17 protein-coding genes are annotated in these 19,647 nt (G+C 43.5%); 12 read left to right on the plus strand and 5 right to left on the minus strand.

The window, feature by feature from the left end:
- Positions 1-55: 55 nt before the first annotated feature.
- Positions 56-1,090, minus strand: a complete 1,035-nt coding sequence (locus MKX60_RS27620; RefSeq protein WP_042186234.1) for a LacI family DNA-binding transcriptional regulator — start codon at positions 1,088-1,090, stop codon at positions 56-58.
- 375 nt (positions 1,091-1,465) lie between these two features.
- On the opposite strand from MKX60_RS27620, the gene MKX60_RS27625 reads away from it, so the two are divergent.
- The 8 genes from MKX60_RS27625 (at position 1,466) to MKX60_RS27660 (ending at position 10,657) form a co-directional block, all read left to right on the plus strand.
- Positions 1,466-2,833, plus strand: a complete 1,368-nt coding sequence (locus MKX60_RS27625) for an ABC transporter substrate-binding protein (protein ID WP_042186235.1) — start codon at positions 1,466-1,468, stop codon at positions 2,831-2,833.
- A 121-nt stretch (positions 2,834-2,954) separates the two neighbouring features.
- On the plus strand, positions 2,955-3,848 hold the full coding sequence (locus tag MKX60_RS27630; protein ID WP_042186236.1) for a carbohydrate ABC transporter permease: 894 nt from the start codon (positions 2,955-2,957) through the stop codon (positions 3,846-3,848).
- Positions 3,848-4,684: a carbohydrate ABC transporter permease gene (locus MKX60_RS27635; RefSeq protein ID WP_341061558.1), complete on the plus strand. Its 837-nt coding sequence runs from the start codon at positions 3,848-3,850 to the stop codon at positions 4,682-4,684. Before MKX60_RS27630 ends, MKX60_RS27635 begins: the two co-directional genes overlap by 1 nt.
- Before the next feature lie 29 nt (positions 4,685-4,713).
- Positions 4,714-7,452, plus strand: coding sequence for a GH36-type glycosyl hydrolase domain-containing protein (locus MKX60_RS27640; protein WP_341061559.1), 2,739 nt, complete (start codon positions 4,714-4,716; stop codon positions 7,450-7,452).
- A gap of 150 nt (positions 7,453-7,602) precedes the next feature.
- Positions 7,603-8,490 (plus strand): hypothetical protein, encoded by an 888-nt coding sequence (locus MKX60_RS27645; protein WP_341061561.1) that lies wholly within the window; start codon positions 7,603-7,605, stop codon positions 8,488-8,490.
- 110 nt (positions 8,491-8,600) lie between these two features.
- Complete coding sequence (gene serC / locus MKX60_RS27650; RefSeq protein ID WP_341061562.1) at positions 8,601-9,689, plus strand: 3-phosphoserine/phosphohydroxythreonine transaminase; 1,089 nt, start codon at positions 8,601-8,603, stop codon at positions 9,687-9,689.
- A gap of 123 nt (positions 9,690-9,812) precedes the next feature.
- Entirely contained in the window at positions 9,813-10,277 is a 465-nt protein-coding gene (gene trmL, locus MKX60_RS27655; RefSeq protein WP_042125678.1) for a tRNA (uridine(34)/cytosine(34)/5-carboxymethylaminomethyluridine(34)-2'-O)-methyltransferase TrmL, read from the plus strand.
- A gap of 125 nt (positions 10,278-10,402) precedes the next feature.
- Positions 10,403-10,657 (plus strand): AbrB/MazE/SpoVT family DNA-binding domain-containing protein, encoded by a 255-nt coding sequence (locus MKX60_RS27660; protein WP_039871533.1) that lies wholly within the window; start codon positions 10,403-10,405, stop codon positions 10,655-10,657.
- A 366-nt stretch (positions 10,658-11,023) separates the two neighbouring features.
- Here MKX60_RS27660 and MKX60_RS27665 read toward each other — a convergent pair whose 3' ends face one another.
- A complete protein-coding gene (locus MKX60_RS27665) occupies positions 11,024-12,091 on the minus strand; it encodes a phosphodiester glycosidase family protein (RefSeq protein WP_341061563.1) in 1,068 nt (355 codons plus the stop codon).
- Positions 12,088-12,495 (minus strand): hypothetical protein, encoded by a 408-nt coding sequence (locus MKX60_RS27670; protein WP_042186244.1) that lies wholly within the window; start codon positions 12,493-12,495, stop codon positions 12,088-12,090. The genes MKX60_RS27665 and MKX60_RS27670 overlap by 4 nt, the downstream gene beginning before the upstream one ends.
- Positions 12,496-12,778: 283 nt before the next feature.
- Between MKX60_RS27670 and MKX60_RS27675 the strand changes: the two genes are divergently transcribed.
- From MKX60_RS27675 to MKX60_RS27685, 3 genes are all read left to right on the plus strand, one after another.
- Positions 12,779-13,435, plus strand: a complete 657-nt coding sequence (locus tag MKX60_RS27675) for a DNA-binding response regulator (RefSeq protein ID WP_076284210.1) — start codon at positions 12,779-12,781, stop codon at positions 13,433-13,435.
- 143 nt (positions 13,436-13,578) lie between these two features.
- Complete coding sequence (locus MKX60_RS27680; protein ID WP_042186247.1) at positions 13,579-14,796, plus strand: aminotransferase-like domain-containing protein; 1,218 nt, start codon at positions 13,579-13,581, stop codon at positions 14,794-14,796.
- 4 nt (positions 14,797-14,800) lie between these two features.
- Complete coding sequence (locus MKX60_RS27685) at positions 14,801-14,962, plus strand: hypothetical protein (protein ID WP_179085752.1); 162 nt, start codon at positions 14,801-14,803, stop codon at positions 14,960-14,962.
- Positions 14,963-15,395: 433 nt separating this feature from the next.
- Here the strand turns inward: MKX60_RS27685 and MKX60_RS27690 are convergent, their stop codons facing one another.
- Entirely contained in the window at positions 15,396-16,334 is a 939-nt protein-coding gene (locus MKX60_RS27690; RefSeq protein ID WP_341061565.1) for a DUF2161 family putative PD-(D/E)XK-type phosphodiesterase, read from the minus strand.
- 180 nt (positions 16,335-16,514) lie between these two features.
- Between MKX60_RS27690 and MKX60_RS27695 the strand changes: the two genes are divergently transcribed.
- Positions 16,515-18,410 (plus strand): PrkA family serine protein kinase, encoded by a 1,896-nt coding sequence (locus MKX60_RS27695; protein ID WP_042186251.1) that lies wholly within the window; start codon positions 16,515-16,517, stop codon positions 18,408-18,410.
- A gap of 119 nt (positions 18,411-18,529) precedes the next feature.
- Here the strand turns inward: MKX60_RS27695 and MKX60_RS27700 are convergent, their stop codons facing one another.
- Entirely contained in the window at positions 18,530-19,390 is an 861-nt protein-coding gene (locus tag MKX60_RS27700) for a helix-turn-helix transcriptional regulator (RefSeq protein ID WP_042125692.1), read from the minus strand.
- Between the last annotated feature and the right edge of the window lie 257 nt (positions 19,391-19,647).

Here is a 19,647-nt window from a genome sequence, read left to right on the forward strand (position 1 = left end):
TTAATATTCTGCCCAGTAGTTCCGCTTTAATTAAGTAGAGGTATCACTTAGGAATCTATACTAAACCCCGCTCAGGAGCTCCGCAGGATTCTCTTATGATGAGCTCTGGCTCGACGCTGAAAGAGCTCGTGCCTGATTGATTGTTTATTAGATCATACAGCATTAACGCAGCTAGACGACCGATCTTATCTTTATTTTGCTTAATCGTAGTCAAGAGTGGTGTTGTGTAATTGCAGGCTTCGATATCATCACAGCCAATAATCGCGACGGTTCCAGGAACAGCAATAGCAGATTCCTTTAGGGCACGCATAGCCCCAATAGCTAGCTGATCAGAAGCCGCGAAGATCGCTCTGGGTAAGTTTCCATTCGAAATCATTCTACGCATGGTCTCATAACCGCTGGCTTCAAAGAAGTTGCTGCCGTTTAAGAACCAGTTTTCGTTGATCGGTAGTCCTAAATCTTCAAGTGCTTTGCGGAAACCACTTTCACGTATATTGGAGATTTCTGACTCAGAGGAGCTGCCGATATAACCAAGTTCTCGATAGCCTAATAAGTAAAAGTGTTCGACTACCTTGGTAGACAACTTAAAATTATCAGACATGATATAACCCGAATTGTCGCCTGACAGCTTTAAATCTACGCCGATGCATGGGATAGAACTATTATCCAATTCGCTGATGGAGGTTTCTAGCTCTTGTCCGGTAATAAGTAGGCAGCCATCCACATTAAAATGCAGACAACGGGCAAGATAATCATTAGTATCGCCACTTTGAAATTTTTCGTTAGAGAAAAAGATCAGGTCATAACCTAACAGTCCCATTTGTTTTTTGAAGGAATTTAGAACTTCGATGAAAAAAGGGTGGGTAAAGTCAACGTTCAGCATTCCTGCAAAAATAACACCAATTAGATTCGATGATTTTGTAGCTAGTGTTTTTGCTGAATTGGAGGGAGTATATCCAGTTTCCTTTATGATTTGTTGTACCCTAGTCTTGGTGTCTTCCGAAATATCGCTGTAGTTATTTATGATTTTAGATACTGTCGAAACAGAAACTCCAGCTATTTTCGCTATGTCTTTAATGTTATAGGCCAACTTTAGTCCTCCTTATAATGCGAAATACTCCGTAATCTATGATAAAAGTATAGTTGAGTTAAACTTTTTATGGATTTCAAATATGAATTACGAAACGTTTTCGTAAATGATTTTATAATTATATAGGTAGATAGTCAATGGGATCTTTGGCGATCAAACAGATAAATCCTTGATTTTAAAGGGTTTTGGAGGATTCTAGTTCAAGAATAGTTCAAAGATAGAGAATAAAAAAAGACTTTACAAAGATAAATAACGATGTAATAATAAAAACAACGAAACCGCTTTCTGTATTATAATTGCTAAAGTTTCGTAATTTCAGGAATTAAGATGGTGTTTCGTTAAGAGGTCATACAAATCATCTGGGGGGTAACAAAAATGGTAAAGAAGCTTTCTGCGGTATTGTTGAGCTCAGCGCTAGTGCTCTCATTAGCAGCATGTGGAAGCGGCAACAACACAAATGGTGAGGCTACTTCGGGCAACGGAACAAGCAAGCCCGCAAATGGTGAGAAAAAGGTTATTAAAATCTTGCACTGGAAACAAGAAAACATTAACAAGGTCATTACAGACATTAATAAGAAGTTTGAAGAGAAATATCCAGAATACAAGATTGAGTACACGACGACAGGTCCGGACGATGAATTTAAACAAGCACAAAGAGCAAGAATTACAGCTGGTGACGTAGACGTCCTTGCCGATTTGTCCGGTATGAGATTGTCTCCTAAAGATTGGACACCAGGAGCGAAAGTGCCAGACTGGCAACAATGGATTGATTCCGGTTTGATTGCTGATCTGAGCAACGAAGCTTTCGTTAAAAACTACAATGCGAATGATATTGCCAAAGCGGGTACTTACAACGATAAAGTGTATGCGATCCCAACCGGTAAAGTAGCAATGTCAGGTTTCTTCTATAATAAAGAAATTTTTGAACAAAACGGTTTGACTGTTCCAACAACATGGACAGAGTTCATCAGTGTTCTAGATACTTTGAAATCCAAGAGCATTGTACCAATCGTAGTGGCTGGTAAAGACGTATGGCCTTTGAAACTGCCAGTGTTCGGTTTGCAAGCTAAGATTCTAGGTGGCGGCGACCAACAAAAATGGATTGAAGGCGTTTGGAAAGGCACTTCGGCGTTCAACGATGCTGAGGCTGTAGAAGTATTGGATAAAATGAAGACCCTTCAAGATAACTACATCATCGATGGTTTCTTGGGTATTGACTATGCAACAGCACCTTCGTACTTCGCAACAGGTAAAGCAGCTATGATTGCTGACGGAACTTGGGATGCACCTACAATCGCTGCGGCAAATCCTGATGTGAAATTCGGATATTTCCCAATCCCAGCTACTGAAGATGCTGCTAAGAACGCTTCTCTTGTCGGCAAATACGATGTAACTTGGTATGCAGCAGAAAAAGGTCCGAACAAAGAAGGCGCATTGAAATGGTTGGAATTCTTCTCTGAACCAGAAAATTACACGGAATATGTTAAGGCTGCCGGATTCGTACCAACACAAGATAACATCGCAACTGGCAGTGACTTCATTGACAACGAACTTGCCCAATACATGGCAGAAGACTTTGAACTTGCTTATGAAATCATAATGATTAACCGCGACAATGTAGGCGAGCACATTGCTGCTGAAGGCGTTCACACTGAATACCTGGCACCAGGCGGCGAATTCAAAACCGCTAAAGAACTTGCAGATGTACAACAAAAAGAATGGGAAGCGGCAGCTCCTAAATAAGCTGTTATCCTAATAAACAGACATCTACAACATACTGTGCACCATCATGTACTACAACATCGGGGTCTGTTCGTACAGACCCCGATCATTTTATTGAATTAGGATTGGGTAGGTGAGAGAAATGTATCCGTTCGGAAAAGGTATAAAAAGATATTTACCGCTTCTGCTGCTTATGATTCCATTATCGTTGTATGTTATTTTTTATTTTGGACCCTCTATGATGACGGTCATTTATTCATTTACAGATATTACTAACGTTCCAGGAAGCAAATTGAATTTCGTAGGCCTTGACAATTATTACAGTGTTTTTAACTCCGGAAATTCAGGCGAACGATGGGATTCCATTATACGAACAGTTTATTTCATGGTCATTGTTACAATCGTACAAAACGGTGTCGGTCTCCTTATGGCCGTAGTGATTAATCAGAAGCTGAAAGGCGATTATTTTTATCGCGCAGTTTTCTTTTTGCCGGTTGTGCTCGGTGTATCGGTAGTTGCACTGGTATGGGGCTTGATGTTCGATCCGCTAAGTGGTCCCGTAAATCAACTGTATGATTCATTGTTCGGTTATAAAGATATGTTCTTTGGAAGCTTCACCCATGCGTTTGGTTATATTATATTCACGCAAATTTGGATGTACATGGGTTACTCCATGCTGATTTTCCTTGCAGGCCTACAATCCGTACCGAAAGATCTGTATGAAGCTGGATATATTGATGGAACTACGAAGTGGCAATCTTTTAAGAACATTACATTCCCGCTTATTGCTCCATCGTTCACCATTAATATTATTTTGTCCATTATCGGTGCGATGTCGACCTTTGATATTATTCTCGCAACTACGGACGGTCGTTTTAACACAAGAACGATGGCTTATGACGTGTATAAAGAGACGTTCCGTGGTTCTCTACAGATGGGACTTCCATCCGCGCTTTCTGTGGTGCAGTTCCTTATGATTCTGGTCTTCGTTGTATTTGCAGTTAAACAAATGCGTAAGAGAGAGGTGGAGTATTAATGAAAGATTCCAAAACCGCCAAAACTCTCTCCTATATTCTGATTGCAGTATTGCTTGTTTTGTATATCATGCCACTATTGTTTGTAATAAATATTTCATTCAAGTCTTTTTCGGATTACTTGCTAGACCCAATCGGAGTCGTGAAAAGTATTCAATGGGATAATTACAAGGAAGCTTGGTTGAAAGGTAATTTCTCTAATTATTTCATTAACAGTTTGCTGTACACAGTTGTAGCAACGGTACTAACACTAATCGTGTCGTTATTCGGAGCTTTCCCGGTGGCGAGAAATTATGTGAAGTGGAGCGGGTTTATTTATTTGTTCTTCTTGATGTCACAGTTCTTACCTAACCCTATGGTTGCACAGTTCAAATTGATGCTTACCTTGAAACAAGAGCTTGGATTTGTGGGCTATGATACGAAGCTGGGTTATATTCTCCTAAAAACAGGAGGAACAGGGATCGTCTTCATGATGTTCGTAGGTTATATTAAAGGGATCAGCCGTGAGATGGATGAAGCTGCAGGTATGGATGGTGCTGGGTATATGCGGTATTTATTCCAGATCATTATGCCACTGATGAAACCTGTTATCGCAACAGGTGTTATCCTGACGGCGATTACCATTTGGAATGACTTTGTAGGTCCAATCATGTATTTGCCAAGTCCGGAACATTATCCAATTACCTTCGGGCTTAAAGAATTCCGCGGTCAATACGGAAACAACTGGCCTATGTTGGCGTGCGGTATCATGATCGTATCTGCACCACTTATCGTCCTGTACACCTTCATTCAAAAGTATATTGTTGACGGTGCATTGGCAGGTGCGGTTAAAGCTTAAGTAGATGTGTAAATGAGAGGATGGGGACAATGGACCGCAAAAAAATTCAAGGCTTTGAATTCACAGGAAATGACGGGGAGTTCAAGCTTCAGCAACCGGATCATAGTAGTTTCTTATACTTCCCTCTAGTAAATGAGGGGGGAATGATGTCGACTGTAACCCCGAAGCTTCATGGTCAGGCGACAACAGGTCATAATACATTTTTAACACCGCCATTATCTGTTGAAGATTTGCATAATTCACGCGCCTCGCGTAATTTCTGGGTTTACGTCGAAGGCAAAGGTGCTTGGTCTGCAGCTGGAAACTCTGCTAAGCAAAATGCAGCGTTCTACACCCCATCTGCTGATGATGCAGTACTTGAGGCTGGATTTCTATGGCATCGTGTGACTCGCAGCAACTCTGAGATGGGTGTCAAAGCTGAGATTACCAGCTTCGTACCTAGCGGTAACGACAAGGTAGAACTTATGAAAGTTACGTTGACGAATACGGGAACAGAGGAGCTTACTCTTACGCCAACGGCGGTAGTTCCCTTGTATGCCCGTTCCGCAGATGATCTGCGCGATCACAGACATGTAACTTCCCTGCTGAACCGGATTTACACCTCAGCTTATGGTGTTGAGGTTCAACCTGCACTATCTTTCGATGAGCGTGGTCATCGCATTAATCACACTTCTTACGGTGTATTTGGTGCAGAAGGTGATGGCAGTCAGCCTGATGGTTTCTTCCCGATTCAAGAAGAATTTATCGGTGAAGGTGGAAGTCTTGACTGGCCAGAAGCTGTTATTCTGAATGCTACGCCAGAGATTGGTAAAGGTGGAGGCGTGGATAGAGAGGGTTATGAAGCCGTTGGCGGTCTTCGTTTTGCTTCAATTACCTTGTCTTCTGGTGCAAGCCATTCTTATGTCGTAGTTATGGCAATTGATATTGATAGAATTAACGTTGAAGCGTTGATGAGTAAATATGGTACATCTGAAGCTTTTGATCATCTGCTAGAGGAAACTAAAACGTTCTGGGCAGACAAAGTGAATATGGTTGAATTTCATACCGGCGACTCGGATGCAGATCAATGGATGAAATGGGTAACTGTCCAACCAGTCCTTAGAAGACTGTATGGTAACTCCTTCTTACCGTATCATGATTATGGAAGAGGCGGACGTGGCTGGCGAGATCTTTGGCAAGACTGTCTGGCACTGCTCATTATGGAGCCTGCCGAAGTTCGTAGCCTACTCTTCAACAATTACGCTGGTGTGAGAATTGATGGCAGTAACGCAACCATTATCGGTCAACAGCCAGGTGAATTTATCGCTGACCGTAACAATATCCCTCGTGTATGGATGGATCATGGGGCATGGCCATTTTTAACAACGATGCTCTATCTGGATCAGAGTGGTGATCTTGATTTCTTGTTGCAAGAACAGACTTATTTCCGGGATACTTTTATGAGTCGTTGTAAGGAACGTGATACTTCATGGAATACCTCTGTAGGCAGTGATCTTAGAACAGTTTCTGGGGAAATCTACAAAGGTACAATTCTGGAACATATTTTGCTGCAAAATCTAGTTCCGTTCTTTAATGTAGGAGAACATAATAATATCCTGCTCGAAGGCGCAGACTGGAATGATGGCCTCGATATGGGGGCGGATCGCGGAGAGAGTGTAGCATTTACATCTTTCTATGCTAGCAATCTATTGGATATTTCCCGGGTGCTGCGTAACCTTAAGAATTCTAAAGGTCAGGAAACTGTTGAATTAGCCGAAGAAATGCAGCTACTGCTGGATACCCTTAACGAGTCTGTGGACTATGGTTCTGTATCAGGTAAGCATGAGAGATTGGATCGATATTATGCTACCGCACCAAATAAGGTGAGTGGAGTTCGTGTATCTCTCGATATTGATAAAGTAGCTGACGATCTGGAACAAAAAGCGGAATGGTTATTTAACCATTTGCGTAGCAACGAGTGGGTACAGAGTGAGAATGGCGATGGCTGGTTTAATGGTTATTATAATAACGATGGTGAACAGGTAGAGGGTGAATTTTCTGAAGGCGTTCGTATGACGCTTACGGGCCAAGTGTTTCCGCTAATGGGTCATGCAGCGGCTCCGGAGCAAATTCCACACATTATAGCTGCTGTAGATCGTAATCTATTTGATGATAAGATTGGATACAGGCTTAATTCACGTTTCGGTGGGATTCAGCAAAATCTGGGTCGTGCTTTTGGTTTTGCTTTTGGCCATAAAGAAAATGGGGCCATGTTCAGTCACATGACCATCATGTACGGAAATGCGTTGTATAAACGTGGTTATGTAAAAGAAGGTCATAAGGTCCTCGAATCTCTTTACAGCTTGAGTACGGATTTCGAAAAAGCTCGTATCTACCCAGGTATTCCTGAATATATTAACGAGCAAGGCAGAGGGATGTACACGTATCTAACAGGCTCGGCAAGCTGGCTTTTGCTAACCATGGTCACTGAAGTATTTGGTGTGAAGGGCAAGCTGGGCGATCTATTGCTAGAACCTAAATTGGTTAAAGAACAGTTTGATTCCGAGGGTAAAGCATCAATTAAGACGATCTTTGCAGATCGTGAGTTTGAAGTGGTCTATAAAGCCACTGGAAGCTTTAACTACGGAGAGTACCAAATACACTCCGTTACGTTGAATGGCAGTGAGGTGACGCTGCAGCGCGGCTCAGGAAGTGCTATTATTCCACGTGAGGAGCTACTTGCTCTGCAGACAGAGAAGCTTCACGTGATTGAAGTGACTCTGGCGTAATCTTAACTGAAATTTTTATAAACGTCTGCACCGTTATGAATAGCGGCTGCAGACGTTTTTTTGAAAATTATAAAAACTAAGGTTCTTCATAAATGATATAATGGGGCTAATTTACTTATTTGTTGAATGATTGAAAGGGGTTTGTGAAGGATGGGTTACAGGCTGTCAAATGGCGTATTATCTGTGGATATCGCTGATATTGGAGAAGATTATAAAGGGACTCGTTTTGACTGGACGGGGTTTATCACACAAGTTACGTTAGAAAAGGGTAACCATACATTTTGTGTGCCAGAGAGCTTGAAGGAAGGCGAAGGTACTGGCGGAAGTGGACTATGCAACGAGTTTGGCATTTCCCGGGCAATTGGGTATGATGAAGCGCCGATCGGAGGCTGGTTTCCAAAGCCCGGAATCGGATTGTTACAAAAGCTGGATTCGCAGAGCTATAGCTTTCATAGTGAATATCCACTAACCCCCTTTGCTGTTGATATGGAGGTTAGGGATGATTCGATTACATATACTGTTCAGCCGATGGAAAGTAATGGATACGCGATGCTTTTGACCAAAACGATCTCTATAAAGGGCGACCAATTGAAAATTGCATATGAATTGCATAACAAAGGGGATAAGCCAATCCAAACCGAGGAGTACATCCATAATTTCGTAGGAATTGATGGTTTGAATATAGGTTCGGATTTTGAGTTACGCCTCTCGAATGGGCTCAAAGTAGAAGAGCCAGAATCTCAATACACGAATAATTTGCTAGAGGTATCTGGTAATACCCTTACTTGGTCAGAAGAGCCAGACCGGTCATTTTACTGTAAGCTGAGTGGCTGGGGAGGTCCTGAAGCTGAGTTCAATTGGGAGTTGGTTCATAAGCCTAGTGGAACAGGAGTACGCGAGAGCGGAGATTTCCCAGTAGCACGAATGGCGCTATGGGGAGAACGCCATGTGGTCTCACCTGAAGTTTTTGTGAACATTAGTCTTTTACCGCATGAAAGCAAGTCCTGGAGCCGAACTTATCATTTTTTCACATCATGATAAGCAGTAATCAAAGCTTTTATGTGAATAATTATACTTGCTGGTGTGTGAGATTATTGCTATCATAAGCGATATCCATATTGATAGGAGAGAAAGGGTGGGGAGTAGTTTTGAATAAGAGAGCATACAATTTTAATGCCGGACCGGCAGCATTGCCGCTTACGGTACTGGAACGCGCACAAGCGGAGTTTGTTGATTTCCGAGAAAGTGGAATGTCTATCATGGAGATGTCGCACCGTGGAGCAATCTACGAATCCGTGCATAATGAAGCGCAGGAACGTCTGCTTTCGCTCCTCGGCAATCCGAAGGGCTATAAGGTATTGTTCGTACAAGGTGGAGCAAGCACACAGTTTGCTATGATCCCTATGAACCTGATTTCCGATGGCCAAGTAGGTAGCTATGTTATGACAGGTAGCTGGGCAGATAAGGCTTATAAAGAAGCTAAATTGGTAGGGGGCGCTCATGTTGCTGCTTCTTCCGAAGACAAGAAATTCTTAGCTATACCTGAATTGAGTTCGATTAAAGCTGCGGAAAATGCTGCCTACCTTCACGTTACTTCCAATGAGACCATTGAAGGAACGCAATATGCAGAATATCCGGATGCTGGCTCGATTCCGCTCATCGCAGATATGTCCAGTGATATCCTTTGCCAGCCAATCGATGTCAACCAATTCGGAATGATCTATGCTGGAGCACAAAAGAACCTTGGTCCTTCCGGTGTGACTGTAGTTATTGCTAAAGAGGAATTACTCGCAGAATCACCTTCTAACATTCCAACTATCATGCGTTACAGCACTCATTACAAAAATAACTCTCTTTACAATACACCTCCATCTTTCTCTGTATATATGGTTAACGAAGTATTAAAATGGATTGAGGAGCAAGGTGGTCTTGCTGGTATCCATTCCAAGAACCTTGAAAAAGCGGGTCTATTATATGATCACATCGATGGAAGTGACGGCTTCTACAGTGGCGTTGCTGAGAAGAGCAGTCGCTCCATTATGAACGTTACCTTCCGGATGCAATCGGAAGAACTCGAAAAACGGTTTGTTAAAGCTGCTGAACTGGAAGGTTTTGTCGGCTTAAAGGGACATCGTAGTGTGGGTGGCTTGCGCGCTTCCATTTACAATGCAGTTCCTTACGAAAGTGTTAAAGCACTTTCTGATTTCATGAACCATTTCCGGCAAACTCAAGGTTAATGAACTCTATCGTAAACCTTCCGCCTATGGGTGGAAGGTTTTCAGTTTGTTTGGAGAAGCTATGGTTATGCACTAGAGTAAAACATCTGGCTATTAAGCCTTTAGAGAGGAAGGAACCATATAATGGCACTCCATATCGTATTAGTTGAGCCGGAAATACCGGCCAATACTGGAAACATTGCGCGTACCTGCGCAGCAACAGGCACTCATCTTCACCTGGTTCGCCCGCTCGGATTCCGTACAGACGATGCTACATTGAAAAGAGCAGGATTGGATTACTGGCACGCTGTTAACATTGAATACCACGACTCTTTTGCTGAGGTACTTGAGAAGTACAGTGAGGGACGTTTCTTTTACGCAACGACGAAAGCGGAGAAGAGATATAGCGATTTTGATTTTCAAGATGGAGACTTCTTTGTCTTTGGTAAAGAAACGAAGGGGCTTTCTGCTGAAATTCTGGAAGCGGGTAAAGAAACAAAAATGCGCATGCCAATGAGTGATGCCGTGAGATCGCTGAATTTATCGAATTCTGCAGCTATTATTGTATATGAAGCCCTTCGACAGCTGGATTTTCCTAATCTTGTTTAGAAAAAAGACATTTTTTTTGTTTTTTTTCAGCAGGATTCGACATTTTAATAACGAAATATAATGAATGAGCCGAAATATATAGTAGCTACAAATTATTAGTTGAACAGGAGAGGTGTACGTTAGATATGAAACCTGCTGGTGTAGTTCGCAAAGTGGATCAGCTGGGTAGAATTGTTCTGCCTAAGTCCCTGCGTAAAAGGTATCAGATGAATGAAGGCGACCCGGTTGAAATTTTAGTACAGGGTGACCATATCATCTTGGAGCGTTACCGTCCAAAATGTGTTTTCTGCGGATCAATGGAAGGTGTGAGTGAATATAAAGATCGTTATATTTGCGCTGCATGCCTATCAGAAATGACGCAATTGCCAAGACACGCCTAGGAAGTACATATTTACACATTTAGAATTCTGACAGCCAATAGTTTTCTAAATAAAGAAACTGTCCCATTCGTAGATTTCTCTACTTATGTGGCAGTTTTTTTGTTTCAGGCTTATAAAAAAATGCCTCAGAGCCAAGTGGCTGCTGAGACATTTCTTGCTTATAGACCTTTTGTTTTGTCGTCGTTGTAAGATGAGGTAAGGATGCCGACCATAAATAACACAAATACGATAGTTACGATCCAAAAGGTTAATGAGAACGACATACTGGCACCTCCATTAGCAAATGTATTCGTTATCAAGATTATACCCTGCAAATCAATAAAAATAAACGCAAATGTGATATGTTGCATAGACATTTTACTATAATCATTTAAAAAACAGGAAATTTGTTGGTACAGCTCTAAGATTTCCGTCTGATGGCTTGTTGACTACTCTTCCATTGAAGATGAGTGATGACGATCCTCCACCATCCAGATTATAAGCATCCATGACACCCATGTTGTATAGCTTGTTCTGAATTTCCTCTAGCCGAGCACCAGAGCTGCCAAGCTCATTATAGCCATCCGCTACAAAGATGAGAAGCTGATCATCCTTATAATTACCGATTACTGTACGTGGCGCCCGATTGGGGGATGTTTTCCACTTTTCCGGGATCGGTACTTTGACGTTGTTCTTAAGTAGAACAGGCACAAAGGTTGCACCAAATACGGGTTCGAGTTGATCTAACTGTGCGCGACTGTAAAATTTCCCGCCGATTAACTGTCCGGACTTGTTCAGACCTACGAAGCTGAGATCCTTGAATGTCGGCTCGAAACCATTGAGATACTTTCCATCAACCACAGTAGTGCTTAAGGGATAGCGTTTTCCGGCTTTATCCGCAAAACCTCCAGCATTAATACCTGCAATAGCGCCATGACTTTGTACAGCGTGCATAGTGGTTTCTGCGCCACCAGTAGCTTCCTTCGCAAGACTCATTTGCATCGCAGTTGGATCCTTCAATTTGATCTTCAAAGCATAGGCCTTATAGTTACCTGGATTCAGCTTATATAGCTCGATTCTAATCCGGTCGCTAGTAAGGACCTCAGAAGGTATTCCAAGCTTGGCAGATATCCGGCGGTTATAGATAAGCTCAGGACGGCTCGCTTGAGTCTTCGCTGTCTCGACTAACTTATTCATAGCAGTAGTGGTTCCTTTATATAGCTTAGCGCTAGCGCTGACTGCATCTATGGTGTAGGATGCAGTGCCTTCGGCTAGGGTTAAATCCTTTTTTAGGTTAGCTGTTTCATTCAGAGGCCCTGAGATAGGTGTGAATTGTCCTACATCAAGATCCAGCTCGAGCGGTGGTCGATACCACCACATACATATCAGTAAACCTAAAAAAGGTGCGGTCAGAAGCATAAAGAAACGGTTCACTCTTTTGACTGGCGTCATCATTTGATCAGATCCATTTCTTTCTTCAAAGCTTCTAACTGTTTGCTAACTTCGCTCAATTGCGTATATAGCTTGTTACTATTGTCTGTCTTGGCACTTGCATTATCTTTAGTGAAGGTTAATAGTTCGTTAAAACTTTGCACTGTATTCTGCAATTCCTTCACTTCTTCAGTGAGAACGGCAATTTTCGACTCATAGTCGGTCTTAAGAACGGTTAGCTGCTGCTGGCTCTGATTGCTAAGTTCGCTCAGCACTTGCTGCTTCAAATGGTTTGTGTAGCTGTATACAGCATATACACCAATTCCAATCATCACGATCCAGAACAGTAAAAACCATTTTACGGAAGGGCCGCTTCTCACAGCAGCACGGCGCGAGTGTACCGGGGACGTTTCCGCTAGCGGTTGCATTTGATCACCTCGGGTTGGTCTTTTTTTCAAGTCCCCATTCTATCAGACTTTGACTAGTTTCGCAAAAATGTAAGAGAGTGTGAAAACTAGAAAAAGTAATTGCATCCTATTAAACTACTGCGATACAATTTCTATAGATTGGAATTTCTGATAGACGTACTCAAGGTAACCAGCGAGAGAATAAACGAACAAGTCATCATACTTCCTTGCTTGCGTTTAAACCGGAAACGCTGCGGCGCTTTCCTTTCTGGATGATTATATAAAGCAGGGGGTCTGGGCATTAATGATGAAGGTTTGGCAGGTGGTTATTGTGGGGTGTCATCCTACAAGTATGCTGGGGACAAAATTGATTTTGGAAGAGGGAGGAGAGCTAAAAGTTCTAGGAATGTATTCAACTTGGGACGAAGGCGCTTCCATCGTAAGGGAAAAGAATCCCGAGCTAGTGCTGGCAGATTATCATATGCCTGAAGGTAATATTGAGAGTGTGCTGTTAAATATGAAAAAAAGCTCACCAAACTCACATTTTGTCGTAATGACGGATGAAGACGGCAGGGATCTGCTTCAGCCCCTCATAGAGCTGGGAGCCAGCGGGATCTTCTCCAAAGGATCTTCTCCTCATCAGCTTTTACAGCTGATCCTGGGTTTGCGGGTGGGTTTTCTTTCAATGCCGCTAGAATGGATAGAAAAAGGATCCTGGCCGATTTCGACTTCTAAAGGACTGGATGATGTTCTTCAATTGACGCAGACAGAGATGTTTATTATGGAGCGAATCGTTCAGGGGATTACTTATGATAAAATAGCGCTTGAAATTGCAGTAAGTCGTCGTTCGATTGACAATTACTTGCGCAAAATTTATGTGAAGCTTGATGTTTCGACGCGAGCGCAGGCCATTGAGAAATTTGCTCTCTTTTCAAGACAAAACAGGCAAATCTACGCATAACCCAAGCTATACGACATAATGACGGGAAAGGCGGAATATTCTTGAAATAGAAGAAAGAAAGCATATCACGTTTAATGGATAATCGTCCTCGAAAGAGGATAACTTAGCCATTTCTACTTGGTACTAGGGAAGGGGGATTTCGCATGCTTTACCAATTTTCTGCTCGCGCGCACACACTGCTATCGTCACCGCTTCTAAGTATTCGCACCCAAACACGGAGAAGCTCCATGATATCGCTTGCTGAAGAATTACCAGCGGAAGAACTGTTCCCATTATCGCTGCTTGCCGAAGCAGCCTCTACGGTGATATCTGCAGATGCAGGGGCACTTCAATATGGTGATCCTGCAGGGTATGGTCCACTTCGGGAGTGGCTTGCCGGGGATTGGCTCAGAGAAAAAGGGGTAACTGTTACTGAGGGTGGAGTTCTGCTAACAACGGGGAGCCAGCAAGCGATTGATTTGTTGTCGCGGGTGTATATTGATCCGGGAGATCGTGTATTAGTAGAAAATCCGACATCTCCAGGATTCTTGCAAACTCTTCGGATGCAGGGTGCCATCATTATTCCTGTAGAGGGTGACTTGGACGGGCTTCATCCAGATCATTTGCGGAGGCAAATTGAACTGCATAAGCCTAAGATGTTGTTCGCAACACCAAGCTTTACGAATCCAAGTGGCATCCTATGGAGCTTAGAGAGACGGCGTGAGGTGTTGGATCTTTGCATCGCGTATAACATCCTGATTGTAGAAGATGATTCTTATGGTGATCTACATTTCCAGAAGTATGGTGAGCATTGGGCCACAAGATATCCATCCTTGTATGCGCTGGAAAATATAAGTGATGGCGGACACGTATTATATATCGGTTCGTTCAGCAAGACCGTTGCGCCTGCGCTGCGGACGGGCTGGGCTGCAGGTAGCCGGGAAGTGATCGGGATGATGGCTGCTGCCAAGCAGATGGCAGACTGGCAATCGAGCGCATTAAATCAGCGGCTCTTGCATCATTTATTGGATGTGACCGCTTTTGATCTTCGTGAGCATATTGCGCAGCTGAACCGAGAATATAACACCCGACTGAAGTTAATGGTTGAACTGCTAAAACGTCCAGCTTGGAAAGGAAGCTCCTACGACCTGCCGTCAGGAGGTATGTTTCTATGGGTATCTCCACCGGAGGGAATGGATGTTATGGCACTGCTAAAATGTGCGCTAGGTAAGGGAGTGGCATTTTTGCCAGGACCGTTATGTAGCGTAGATGGAAGCGGAAATCACATTCGTCTTAACTTCAGCCATCCCGGCCGGGATGAGCTGCTACTTGGTATGAATCTGATGAGCGAGGCGGTTAAGGAGTTCACGGCTCGGAGTTAGGTGGGTGCTGATTAGGAATCTGATGGATCGGACGTATAAAAGTAACACACAGGTTGATGAGCGGTCATATGCGCAGGTAGATGTGTGGGCAGATGAACTGGCAGATCAATGTATGACACACCCAGGAAGTCATAAAGGACAGAGTGGTGCATTAGGCAAGGAGTAGAGTGCGGGGGAGGTCATTATAGGGGATTTCTCCCTATAACTGGCTGATTTATATTCTGGAATGGAGATTATAGGGAATCTCTCCCTATAAATTTCGGAAAAAGCCCTTTTTATGGAGCAATCTATGCTTTTATAGGGAGGAAATCCCTAAATATCGGTTTATAGCGCGTATATTGAGGAATTTTAGGGATGATTTCCCCTTAATTCAACTTGTCAGCTTGAGATTAATGCTTCGAAGGTAAGTTCTGTTTCTATGGCTTAACGGATTGGAACACAAAAAGCATCCCGTCGATGGGATGCTTTTTGGCGTTACCTAGACATTGTTACGTGTGCATTAGAATAATAAGTTTAAAGTCCGAGTGAAAGATCAAAAGCAGAGAAAGGCTCCAGCAAAAATTTGAAATTGAAAGAATTTTTTGTTTAGTATAGGCAAGCTAATTACTGTGATGATTGCTGTCATGGGGTACGCCGCCAGTTATAGCGGCGTATTCTACTAGCGCGGCCTGACCGGCTGGGGTCAGGGTATAGCGCCCACGGCTGACACGGTGGAACCAGCCGTAGTAGTTGTGCTGCAGCATAGCGGCGGCGTTCGGTACGCCGCTACGCTTCCGCAGCTCGGCCGGAGAGATCCCGGCCGAGCGGGCGCTTGAGGCAGCGCTAGGGGCACCGCTTCGCGTGCCAGCCGCCGCTGCCTCCCGTGCTGCCGTGTCCCCGGCAGCACGCCCCTCCGGCGCTGCGCTCAGCGCCGGAGCCTGTGCAGCGGTGCTCGCCGCTGCACGTTTGCCCGCTGCGAGCGAAGCCTTCGCAGCGGCCTTCTCGGCAGCGACGGCGGCTTCCGCCTCCGCTGCCTGCAGAGAAAGCGCGACACGCAGCGCTTTCTCACGGTAGGCCGTCACGAGCTTGACGCGCGTGCTGCCGCCGGTGTTGTAGTCTCCGCTGCGCTCGCGGAACTCATAGAGCAGGCGCTCGCGCCGCCGCTTGTTGCTGCGCTGCGCAGGTGGCGTCTCGTCCGGCTCGACGAGCACCTCGACCAGCGGGGCCTTGGTCTTATAAAAAACAACGGTGATCAGCCCGAGACCAAGGCGGCGGCACAGTCCGCTAATCTCGCCCCAGCGCTGGTTTACCGCTCCTTTTTTATCACGGACACGTTCTACTGCGAGATAGACCGTAGGACTGAGCTTTAGCCGTTCCACGCCTTGCAGGAGCAAGGCGAGGTTGAACGATTTTTTCATCTCTACGATTAGAGGCTGCTCTAAATCCTCACGAATACCCACCAAATCACAAGTCCGAACCTCACCCTTGATGCTGTATCCTTGCTTTTCAAAAAAAACCTTCAAAGGAGCATACAGCTCCGTTTCATGTCGTACCGCCATAGTGTCACTCCCGTAGCTCTTTTTTTCGGGTTCTCATTAAGGTTTTACTGCGATTTTATGATTCTCTATTATAGCACAGCAAAAAAGAGGTCAACTATTCCGCGCTTGCCGCATAGGTATGTAATACACTTTTTAACGCTATAGGAGAGCAAGTAGGAGCGCAAGAGGAGGCAGCGAGTAATGGATATTTTTGAGCGAATAGCTTCGTATCGGGCTGAGAACGACCGTTTGGCGTGGAGCGGGACCTTCAAGCAATATATAGAACTTTTGAAAAAAGACCCCTCTCCCGCAAAAACCGCTCACTCCCGCGTTTATGACATGATCAAGTCGCATGGCGTAGAGGACATAAACGGACGCAAACGTTATAAGTTTTTTGAACAGGAGATTTTTGGACTTGATCGTGCAGTCGAAAAGTTAGTGGAGGAGTATTTTCACTCTGCAGCACGCCGGCTAGATGTTCGTAAACGGATTCTGTTATTGATGGGACCTGTCAGTGGGGGGAAATCGACCCTAGTCACACTGTTAAAAAGAGGTTTGGAACAATACTCGCGGACGGATGCGGGTGCGGTATATGCGGTTGAGGGCTGCCCGATGCATGAGGATCCACTACATTTGATCCCCCTGGAGCTTCGTCCAGAGATTGAAAAAGAACTCGGTGTGCGTATTGAGGGCAACTTGTGCCCATCCTGCCAGATGCGGCTGAGAAATGATTATGCGGGAGATATTGAGCAGGTTAAAGTGGCTCGTGTCATTTTGTCAGAAGAAGAGCGGGTAGGGATTGGTACTTTTAGTCCATCCGATCCGAAGTCGCAAGATATCGCCGATTTGACAGGAAGTATCGACTTTTCGACCATTACTGAATTTGGTTCGGAATCCGATCCACGCGCTTACCGTTTTGACGGAGAGCTGAACAAAGCTAACCGTGGGCTGATGGAATTTCAAGAAATGCTCAAATGCGACGAAAAGTTTCTATGGAATCTGCTGTCACTGACGCAAGAAGGAAATTTCAAGGCTGGCCGGTTCGCGCTAATCAGTGCGGATGAAATGATCATAGCTCACACCAATGAAACCGAGTATAAGTCGTTTATTTCTAATAAAAAGAATGAAGCGCTCCAGTCCCGTATGATTGTGATGCCTGTTCCGTATAACCTCAGAGTATCGGAAGAGGAAAAAATCTACGCGAAGTTGATCGCCCAGAGTGATATGAACCATGTGCATATTGCGCCGCATGCGCTGCGTGCCGCTGCTATTTTCTCGATCCTGACCCGTCTGAAAGAAAGTAAAAAACAAGGCATGGATCTGATCAAAAAGCTTCGCATGTATGATGGTGAAGAGGTCGAAGGCTACAAAGAAGCAGATCTCAAGGAGATGCAAACGGAGTATTTGGATGAAGGCATGTCCGGAATAGATCCGCGGTATGTTATCAACCGGATTTCCAGTGCTTTGATCAAAGGTGATCTGCAGTGCATGAACGCACTGGATGTGTTGCGTGCAATTAAAGACGGCCTGGATCAGCATCCATCGATTACAAAAGAGGAGCGGGAGCGTTATTTGAACTTCATCTCCATTGCCCGCAAAGAATATGACATTTTAGCTAAAAGCGAAGTGCAAAAGGCCTTCGTCTACTCCTTTGAGGAGTCCGCCAAGACATTATTTGAGAATTATCTCGATAATATCGAAGCCTTCTGCAATTGGTCCAAAATCCGCGATCCGCTGACGGATGAGGAGATGGAGCCGGATGAGCGGTTAATGCGTTCGATTGAAGAGCAAATCGGTATCTCTGAGAATGCGAAAAAAGCGTTCCGGGAAGAGATCCTGATCCGGATTTCCGCGTATTCACGCAAAGGGAAGAAATTCGAGTACAACAACCACGACCGCCTACGGGAAGCGATTGAGAAGAAGCTATTCACAGATCTCAAAGATATCGTCAAAATCACCACCTCGTCCAAAACGCCGGATGAAAGTCAGCTTAAACGGATCAATGAGGTGTGCGCTAGACTTATTGATGGGCATCACTATTGCCCAATTTGCGCCAATGAGCTGCTGAAGTATGTGGGAAGCTTGCTGAATCGGTAAGCATCAGGATGAACATAGGGTAGTAAGAATAACAGATATACAATGAAAATGAGCTGTGCTCGAAGTCGATTATGACGGAGCAAGCTCATTTTTTTTGTTATATAGATACAATTATTAACCTATATATCCTTCGTACGAAGATTTTTATATTCCTTTGGAGTAACGCCGCTGTATTTTTTAAATACGGTTGAGAAGTATTGTGCACTAGAAAATTGGAGTTTTGAAGATATTTCTGTGATGGAGAGTTCTGTATTACATATGTAATTCATGGCTTTATCAATTTTTGTGATACAAAGATAATCGTTCACCGATATATTCACGTATTGTTTGAAAATTTTCGATAGGTATCGGGTAGTTATATTACAGTTGCTAGCGATATCGTCTAGTGTGATATTGTTTTCTACATTTTGTCTAATGAAATGGATAGCTCGAATTGCTATGGGATTATTTATTCTGAATACTTTACGAACACTTTTTTCAATCTCGCGAGATAATAGAAACAGTAATTCGTAGATATAAATATTTGCTAGAGACTTGTGGTACATATTTACTTCAGTATTTACTTCTTCGCAAATACGATCCACACATGAAAGAATCTGTTTCGTATATGGATGGAAGGTATAGGCTATATGTCTATCTGACATATAATGTAAAAATCTGATATATTCATTTACTTTGGGGTCTGCTGCAATAAAGTTTTCTGGAGAAAAGTGAACTTGTAGGAAGACGGCTTCTTGATCTGATTTTACATGAAAAGAGTGAATCATATGAGGGAAGATGACCATTATTTCACCTTTATGAACGGTAATCCTCTCACCATTAATAATGATGTCACATTCTCCTTCTTTCATTAAACAGATTTCCAGATTCTCATGGCAATGAGGTCCAAAAAAATAACCTGGTTTCAAGGTGCGCTCTAATGCATTATAGATTAATTCCTGATCAGACTCATGATATAAGAGATCAACAACTCGGTTCATAATAATCGCCCCTGATAGTATTCAGACATTTGTGTCAAAATTCACCACTTATTATCACTCAGTGTATCATTGAAACTATTAACATTCCAGAACTAATGTGGGGCGTATGGGTAGAATAATAATTGATTTTAGTTCTGTATTTCAAACGGATTTTTCAATATTGGTTATATTTTGAAAGTATAAATCGAATAAAATTGTTAAAATCAAAAATGTATTTGAAAGCGTTTTAATTTATATCCAATAGACTATTATAAGGG

The sequence above is a fragment of the Paenibacillus sp. FSL R5-0914 genome, assembly GCF_038004525.1.
In the GTDB taxonomy this organism is placed as follows: Bacteria; Bacillota; Bacilli; order Paenibacillales; family Paenibacillaceae; genus Paenibacillus_AQ.

Bases quoted from the DNA above. Each gene is read 5' to 3' on its own strand.
- MKX60_RS27625 (WP_042186235.1), top strand. From the start codon at position 1,466: ATGGTAAAGAAGCTTTCTGCGGTATTGTTGAGCTCAGCGCTAGTGCTC.
- MKX60_RS27630 (WP_042186236.1), top strand. From the start codon at position 2,955: ATGTATCCGTTCGGAAAAGGTATAAAAAGATATTTACCGCTTCTGCTG.
- MKX60_RS27635 (WP_341061558.1), top strand. From the start codon at position 3,848: ATGAAAGATTCCAAAACCGCCAAAACTCTCTCCTATATTCTGATTGCA.
- MKX60_RS27640 (WP_341061559.1), top strand. From the start codon at position 4,714: ATGGACCGCAAAAAAATTCAAGGCTTTGAATTCACAGGAAATGACGGG.
- MKX60_RS27645 (WP_341061561.1), top strand. From the start codon at position 7,603: ATGGGTTACAGGCTGTCAAATGGCGTATTATCTGTGGATATCGCTGAT.
- trmL (WP_042125678.1), top strand. From the start codon at position 9,813: ATGGCACTCCATATCGTATTAGTTGAGCCGGAAATACCGGCCAATACT.
- MKX60_RS27660 (WP_039871533.1), top strand. From the start codon at position 10,403: ATGAAACCTGCTGGTGTAGTTCGCAAAGTGGATCAGCTGGGTAGAATT.
- MKX60_RS27665 (WP_341061563.1), bottom strand. From the start codon at position 12,091: ATGATGACGCCAGTCAAAAGAGTGAACCGTTTCTTTATGCTTCTGACC.
- MKX60_RS27670 (WP_042186244.1), bottom strand. From the start codon at position 12,495: ATGCAACCGCTAGCGGAAACGTCCCCGGTACACTCGCGCCGTGCTGCT.
- MKX60_RS27675 (WP_076284210.1), top strand. From the start codon at position 12,779: ATGATGAAGGTTTGGCAGGTGGTTATTGTGGGGTGTCATCCTACAAGT.
- MKX60_RS27680 (WP_042186247.1), top strand. From the start codon at position 13,579: ATGCTTTACCAATTTTCTGCTCGCGCGCACACACTGCTATCGTCACCG.
- MKX60_RS27690 (WP_341061565.1), bottom strand. From the start codon at position 16,334: ATGGCGGTACGACATGAAACGGAGCTGTATGCTCCTTTGAAGGTTTTT.
- MKX60_RS27695 (WP_042186251.1), top strand. From the start codon at position 16,515: ATGGATATTTTTGAGCGAATAGCTTCGTATCGGGCTGAGAACGACCGT.
- MKX60_RS27700 (WP_042125692.1), bottom strand. From the start codon at position 19,390: ATGAACCGAGTTGTTGATCTCTTATATCATGAGTCTGATCAGGAATTA.